This is a genomic window from Streptomyces kebangsaanensis, from assembly GCF_001906585.1.
Taxonomy (GTDB): domain Bacteria; phylum Actinomycetota; class Actinomycetes; order Streptomycetales; family Streptomycetaceae; genus Streptomyces; species Streptomyces kebangsaanensis.
The window spans coordinates 15,593-22,064 of record NZ_JUJA01000164.1; the positions used below are offsets into that span (position 1 = coordinate 15,593).

The window sequence follows — 6,472 nt, forward strand, 5'->3', positions numbered from 1 at the left end:
CCCGCCGCTCGGCCTCACCCTCCCACCCGGCGGGTGAGGTTGAGCAGGTACTCCTCGCGGTCCAGCGGGTTGTGGTCGGTGCGCGGGCGCTCGGGGAGCGTGCCACCGGTGACCGGCGCGTAGTGGTCGAAGGCGGTCTCCAGTTCGCCCTCGCCCCGGGTCAGTCCCGGCATTCGCTGCTCCAGCGCGTGCACCCCGGCCGCCGGGACCGCCCCGTCCAGGACGCACACGGGTCCGCGCACGAGGGTCGTCCGTGGTACGGCCCTCAGCCCGGCCAGCACCGGCAGCAGGGCGCCGAGGGTGTCCACGGGCGCCTCGACGCGGAAGCGGTGCATCGGCTCGTGGACCCGGGTCCCGGCGCGGCGCAGCGCCTCGGTCAGCACGAGCGGGGTCAGGCCGCGGAAGTCGGCGCCGGTGCTCGACATGCTCTTGTCGAAGCCCTGGTGGGCGTGGCTCTGCCGGGGCGAGGAGCCGCAGTGGGTCATGGTCACCGTGCAGTCGGTGACCTGCCAGCCGTGCAGGCCCTGCCCCAGCGACTCCCGGACGGTGTCCTCGACGGCCTTGAAGAAGGCGTACGGCATCGAGCCCGGCTCCACCTCCAGCCGGAAGTCCACGCCGGAGTCCGTCGGCGCGGGGTCGACGCGCAGGCCGACCGTGGCGAGGAAGGGGTTGCCGTCCTTCTTGTCGAACTCCGCCGCCGCCCCCGTCCCCACCGGCCGTTCGACGCACAGCGGGGTGGTCTCCCGGAAGGTGACGTCCAGCCCGAACTCGTCGGCGAGCGTGGCCTGCACGACCTCCTTCTGCACCTCCCCGTACAGCGACACGGAGGTCTCCTGCCGCACCTCGTCGTGGCGCAGCCCGATCAGCGGGTCCTGCTCGGCCAGCCGGGTGAGCGCCAGGTGCAGGGCGCCGCTGCCGGTGCCGGGGCCCGGCACGACGACGGTCTCCAGCGTCGGCGGCGCGAAGAACCGCCCGTGGGTCTCGCGGGGTTCGCCCACCGCGTCGCCGGTCCTGATGCCGTCCAGGCCCCACAGCCGGGCGATCCGGCCCGCGGGGACGGCGCCGGCGCGTGCGTCGGTGCCGGCGTCGAAGACGCTGAGGGCGGTGATCCTGCCGTCCGTGCGGGCATCGCCGTAGGGGACGCGGTCCCGCACCCGGAGCGTGCCGGAGAACACGCGCGCGTACGCCACCTTCTCCCCCGCCGGTCCCCGCTCGACCTTGAACACGGTGGCCGAGACCGGCCCCTCGGGGTCGCCGCCGGCGGCGGGCAGCAGTTCCCTGATGCCGCCGATGAGCGCGTCGACGCCCGCTCCGGTGATCGCGGAGCCGAAGTACACCGGGTGCACGAGGGCCTGCCGGGTCTGGGCAGCAGAGCCGCACACGTGACGGCAATGGATCAACGGTCGGCGGAGCACGTCGCAGCACTCGCCGCCTCCGGGGCACGGCCATAGAGTGACGTACACCACGCTGGTCGCTGGTTCCCCTCACTCACGCCCATACGGTCCTGGAGGGCACATGACCCACATCTCGGTCACGGTGGACGGCACGGCCTACGAGGACGAGGTGGAGCCCCGTCTCCTGCTGGTCCACTATCTGCGCGACCGCCTCGGCCTGACCGGTACCCCGATCGGCTGTGACACCTCGAACTGCGGGACCTGCACGGTCGAGCTGGACGGCGCGAGCGTCAAGAGCTGCACGGTGCTGGCCGTCCAGGCGGACGGGTGCGAGGTGACCACCGTGCAGGGGCTGGCCCGCGACGGCGAGTGGACACCGCTGCAGCGCGCCTTCCACGAGCGGCACGCGCTGCAGTGCGGCTACTGCACCCCCGGGATGATCATGGCCGCGCGCGATCTGCTGCGCGAGAACCCCCACCCCGGCTCCGACGAGGTGCGCAAGGCGCTCGAGGGCAACCTGTGCCGGTGCACCGGATACCAGAACATCGTCCGCGCGGTGCTCGCCGCCGCCGAGGAGGCGAGCGCTTCCGAACGGCACAGCGCGCAGGAGGTGACGGCATGACCGACCAGGCCGTCGAACCCGAGGTCGGCCGGGCCCGGCTCCGCAAGGAGGACGCACGGCTGATCACCGGGCAGACCAACTGGACCGACAACATCAGCGTCACCGGGCTGCTGCACCTGGCCTTCCTGCGCAGCCCCATGGCGCACGCCCGCATCGAGCGCGTCGACGTCTCCCCCGCCCTGGAACGCCCCGGCGTCGTCGCCGCGTTCACCGGCCGCGACCTCGCCGAGGGGCTGGGCTCGCTGCCCTGCGGCTGGCCCGTGACCGAGGACATGGTGCTGCCCGACCACCCGCCGCTCGCCCTGGACGAGGTGCGCCACGCCGGCGACCCGGTGGCGGTCGTGGTGGCCCGCGACCGGTACGCCGCCGCCGACGCGCTGGAGGCGATCGAGGTCGACTACGAGCCGCTGCCCCCGGTCCTGGACCTGGAGGAGGCGCTCGCCGAGGGCGCCCCGCTGGTCCACGCCGACAAGGGCACCAACCGCGCCTACGTGTGGCCGCTGAGGACCGGCGAGGACTACGAGTCGGTCAGGCAGCGCGCCGATGTGGTGATCAGGCGCCGCTACCGGCAGCAGCGGCTCATCCCCAACGCCATGGAGCCGCGCGCGGTCGCGGTCGCCCCGCTCGCCGCCTCCGGCGAGTACACGATGTACTCGACGACCCAGATCCCGCACATCCTGCGGATCATGCTGTCGGTGGTCACCGGGGTCCCCGAGCACAAGCTGCGGGTGATCGCCCCCGACGTGGGCGGCGGCTTCGGCTCCAAGCTCCAGGTGTACGGCGAGGAGGCCGTCGCGCTGGCGATCGCCCGGAAGCTGGGGCGGCCGGTGAAGTGGACCGAGTCCCGCTCCGAGGGCTATCTGGCCACCCACCACGGCCGCGGCATGATCCAGGACATCGAGCTCGCCGCGACCCGCGAGGGAAGGCTGCTCGGCCTCAAGGTCGACCTGCTCGCCGACATGGGCGCCTATCTGATGCTGGTCACGCCCGGCATTCCCATCCTGGGCGCGTTCATGTACCCGGCGATCTACAAGATGGACGCCTACGAGTTCAACTGCACCGGCGTGTTCACCACCCGCACCCCGACCGACGCCTACCGCGGCGCCGGGCGCCCGGAGGCCACGTACGCCATCGAGCGGGCCATGGACGAACTGGCCGCCGAGGTGGGCCTGGACCCGGTGGAGGTGCGGCGCCGCAACTGGATCCGGCACGAGGAGTTCCCGTACACCACGATCGCGGGCCTCACCTACGACAGCGGCGACTACGAGGCGGCGACCGGGAAGGCCCTCGCCCTGTTCGGCTACGACGACCTGCGTGCCGAGCAGCGCGAGCGCGACGAGCGCGGGGACGCCGTACGGCTCGGCATCGGCGTGTCGACGTACACGGAGATGTGCGGGCTGGCCCCGAGCCGGGTGCTGCGGGACCTGAGGTACTCGGCCGGCGGCTGGGAGGCGGCGAGCATCCGGATGCTGCCCACCGGCAAGGTCGAGGTGGTCACCGGCACCAGCCCGCACGGGCAGGGGCACGTGACCTCCTGGAGCCAGATCGCCTCCGAGGTGCTCGGCGTGCCGTTCGAGGACATCGAGGTGCTGCACGGCGACACCCAGGCGGCGCCGCAGGGCATGGACACCTACGGCTCGCGCTCGCTGGTCGTGGGCGGGTCGGCCGTGCACCGGGCCGCCGAGAAGGTGGTCGAGAAGGCGCGGAGGGTGGCGGCCCATCTGCTGGAGGCCAGTGAGGACGACCTGGAGTTCAAGGGCGGCGTGTTCTCGGTGAAGGGCTCGCCCGAGGCGCGCAGGACCATCCAGGAGGTCGCCTTCGAGACGTTCACCTCGCACGACGTGCCCGAGGGCATGGAGCCCACCCTCAACTCCGAGTACCTGCTCGACCCGGAGAACTTCTCCTACCCGCACGGCACCCACCTGTGCGCGGTCGAGGTCGACACCGAGACCGGGCAGACCCGGATCCGGTCCTACGTCTGCGTCGACGACGTGGGCCGGGTGGTCAACCCGATGATCGTGGAGGGGCAGGTGCACGGCGGCCTCGCCCAGGGCATCGCGCAGGCGCTGTACGAGGAGGCGGTGTACGACGCGGAGGGCAACCTGGTCTCCGGCACGATGGCCGACTACCTGGTGCCGTCGGCTGCGGACCTGCCCGAGTTCGTCACCGACCGGACCGAGACGCCCGCCGCCTCCAACCCGCTCGGCGTCAAGGGCGTCGGCGAGGCGGGCACGATCGCCTCGACGCCGGCCGTCGTCAACGCGGTCGTGGACGCGCTGCGGCCGCTGGGCGTGCACGACGTGCGGATGCCGTGCACACCGGAGCGGGTCTGGGAGGCCGTCCGGTCGGCACGGCCAGGGCAGAAGGAGACCCCGGCATGATTCCCCCCGCATTCGACTACACCCGCCCCACCAGCCTGGACGAGGCGGTGCGCACCCTCGCCGACGCGGGCGAGGAGGCGAAGGTGCTGGCCGGCGGGCAGAGCCTGCTGCCGTTGCTCCGGCTGCGCCTGGCCTTTCCCGAGCTGGTCGTCGACGTCGGGCGGATCCCCGGACTGCGCGGGGTCCGCGAGGACGGCGACATGCTCGCCATCGGGGCGCTGACCACGCACCACGACGTGGTCCACGACCCGCTGGTGCGGCGGCACGCGGGCCTGCTCGCCCAGGCCACGGAGACGGTGGCCGATCCGGCCGTACGGCACCGGGGCACCCTCGGCGGCTCGCTCGCGCACGCCGACCCGGCCGGCGACCTGCCCGCGGTGGTGCTGGCGCTGGACGCCGAACTGGTGGCCGTGGGTCCGGGCGGGCGGCGCACGATCCCGGCGCGCGACTTCTTCACGGACTACCTGCAGACCACTCTGGCTCCCGACGAGCTCCTGGTGGAGGTGCGGGTGCCGAAGCGGGAGGGCTGGGGCTTCCGCTACGAGAAGTTCCACCGGGTGGCCCAGTCCTGGGCGATGGTCGGCGTCGCCGCGCTGGTCCGGCGCGACGACGGGCACATCGCCGAGGCGCGGATCGGGCTGACCAACATGGGTGCCACCCCGCTGCGGGCCTCCGCCTCGGAGGAGGCGCTGGCCGGCGCCGGGGACGCCGAGGCGGTGGCGCGGGCGGCGCGGGAGGCGGCCGAGGGCACGCGGCCGTCGCGGGACGCGTCGGCCTCGCCCGAGTACCGGGCGCATCTGGCGCGGGTGCTCACCAAGCGGGCGGTCCTGGCCGCCACCGGGACGGGGTGAGCGCCGATCACCCCCCTCGACAGCCCCGAGCAGGTGCGGACCCGCCTGGAGGAGACCGGCTACCTCGTCGACGACGGGCTCGCCATCGCCTGCTTCCTGGCGCTCAGGCTGCACCGGCCGGTCTTCTGCGAGGGCGACGCGGGCGTCGGCAAGACGGCGCTCGCCACCGCCCTCGCCGAGGCGCTCGACGCCCCGCTGATCCGGCTGCAGTGCCACGAGGGCATCGACGCCTCCCAGGCGCTGTACGACTGGGACTTCCCGCGTCAGCTGCTGCATCTGCGGGCCGCCGAGGCGGCCGGGGTCAAGGACGCCGACCGGCTGGAGCGCGAGCTGTACGACCGGCGGTTCCTGGTCGCCCGGCCGCTGCTGCGGGCGCTGCAGACGCAGCCGTCGGTGCTGCTGGTGGACGAGATCGACCGGGCCGACGACGAGTTCGAGGCGTTCCTGCTGGAGGTGCTGTCGGAGTTCCAGGTGACGATCCCCGAACTCGGCACGCTGCGGGCCGAGGTTCCGCCGGTGGTCGTCCTGACCTCCAACCGCACCCGCGAGGTGCACGACGCGCTGAAGCGGCGGTGTCTGTACCACTGGTTCGACCATCCCGGCTTCGCCCGCGAACTGGCCATCGTCCGCCGCCGGCTGCCCGAGGTGTCGGCCCGGCTGGCCGAGCAGGTCACGGCGCTGGTGCAGGCCCTGCGCGCCGAGGACCTGCTCAAGCCGCCGGGCGTCGCCGAGACCCTGGACTGGGCCCGCGCCCTGGACGCCCTCGGCGCCACCGAGGCCGACGCGGAACTGGCGGTGGCCACGCTCGGCTCGGTGCTGAAGTACCGGGAGGACACGGACCGGGCCCGCGGCCTGGACTTCGCGGCGGTCCTCGCACGGCGGGGGGCGTGATCGGCGTGGCGGAGGAACGGGAAGAACGGCCCGGACGCACCGGAGCGGGCGGTGACCGTTCCGAAGCCTTCGCCCCCGGGCGGGGTGGGCGTGCCGACGCCGTGCTGCTCGGGTTCACGCGGGCGTTGCGGGCGGCCGGTGTCGCGGTGAGCGCCGAGCGGGTGCACGCCCTTCTGCGGGCGGTGGACGTGCTGCGGCCCGGGGTGCGGGCGGACGTGTACTGGGCCGGCCGGCTGACGCTGTGCGGCGACCGGGACGACCTGGAGCGGTACGAGCGGGTGTTCGCCGCCTACTTCGGTGCGGACGGGAGCCCCGCCCGGCCGGCGCGGGCCG

Annotated in this window: 4 protein-coding genes and 2 pseudogenes; 5 read left to right on the plus strand and 1 reads right to left on the minus strand. The window is 73.7% G+C overall.

Annotated features, from left to right (window positions below; all coding sequences use genetic code 11):
• Positions 1-14: 14 nt before the first annotated feature.
• Positions 15-1,370, minus strand: a pseudogene (locus RH94_RS33115) (GTP-binding protein); the annotation flags it as partial.
• 145 nt (positions 1,371-1,515) lie between these two features.
• On the opposite strand from RH94_RS33115, the gene RH94_RS33120 reads away from it, so the two are divergent.
• The 5 genes and pseudogenes from RH94_RS33120 to RH94_RS45295 form a co-directional block, all read left to right on the plus strand.
• Complete coding sequence (locus RH94_RS33120; protein WP_073952032.1) at positions 1,516-2,016, plus strand: (2Fe-2S)-binding protein; 501 nt, start codon at positions 1,516-1,518, stop codon at positions 2,014-2,016.
• A complete protein-coding gene (locus tag RH94_RS33125; RefSeq protein ID WP_073952033.1) occupies positions 2,013-4,397 on the plus strand; it encodes a xanthine dehydrogenase family protein molybdopterin-binding subunit in 2,385 nt (794 codons plus the stop codon). The genes RH94_RS33120 and RH94_RS33125 overlap by 4 nt, the downstream gene beginning before the upstream one ends.
• The gene (locus RH94_RS33130; protein WP_073952034.1) at positions 4,394-5,248 is read left to right on the plus strand and encodes an FAD binding domain-containing protein; all 855 of its coding nucleotides are present in this window, start codon (positions 4,394-4,396) and stop codon (positions 5,246-5,248) included. Before RH94_RS33125 ends, RH94_RS33130 begins: the two co-directional genes overlap by 4 nt.
• Before the next feature lie 33 nt (positions 5,249-5,281).
• Complete coding sequence (locus RH94_RS33135) at positions 5,282-6,139, plus strand: AAA family ATPase (RefSeq protein ID WP_073952035.1); 858 nt, start codon at positions 5,282-5,284, stop codon at positions 6,137-6,139.
• Positions 6,136-6,472 (plus strand): annotated as a pseudogene (locus RH94_RS45295) (hypothetical protein); the annotation flags it as partial. The gene RH94_RS33135 and the pseudogene RH94_RS45295, both read left to right, overlap by 4 nt.

Excerpts from the sequence above, each read along its gene's own strand:
- RH94_RS33130 (WP_073952034.1), top strand. The coding sequence starts at position 4,394 with ATGATTCCCCCCGCATTCGACTACACCCGCCCCACCAGCCTGGACGAG.
- RH94_RS33120 (WP_073952032.1), top strand. The coding sequence starts at position 1,516 with ATGACCCACATCTCGGTCACGGTGGACGGCACGGCCTACGAGGACGAG.
- RH94_RS33125 (WP_073952033.1), top strand. The coding sequence starts at position 2,013 with ATGACCGACCAGGCCGTCGAACCCGAGGTCGGCCGGGCCCGGCTCCGC.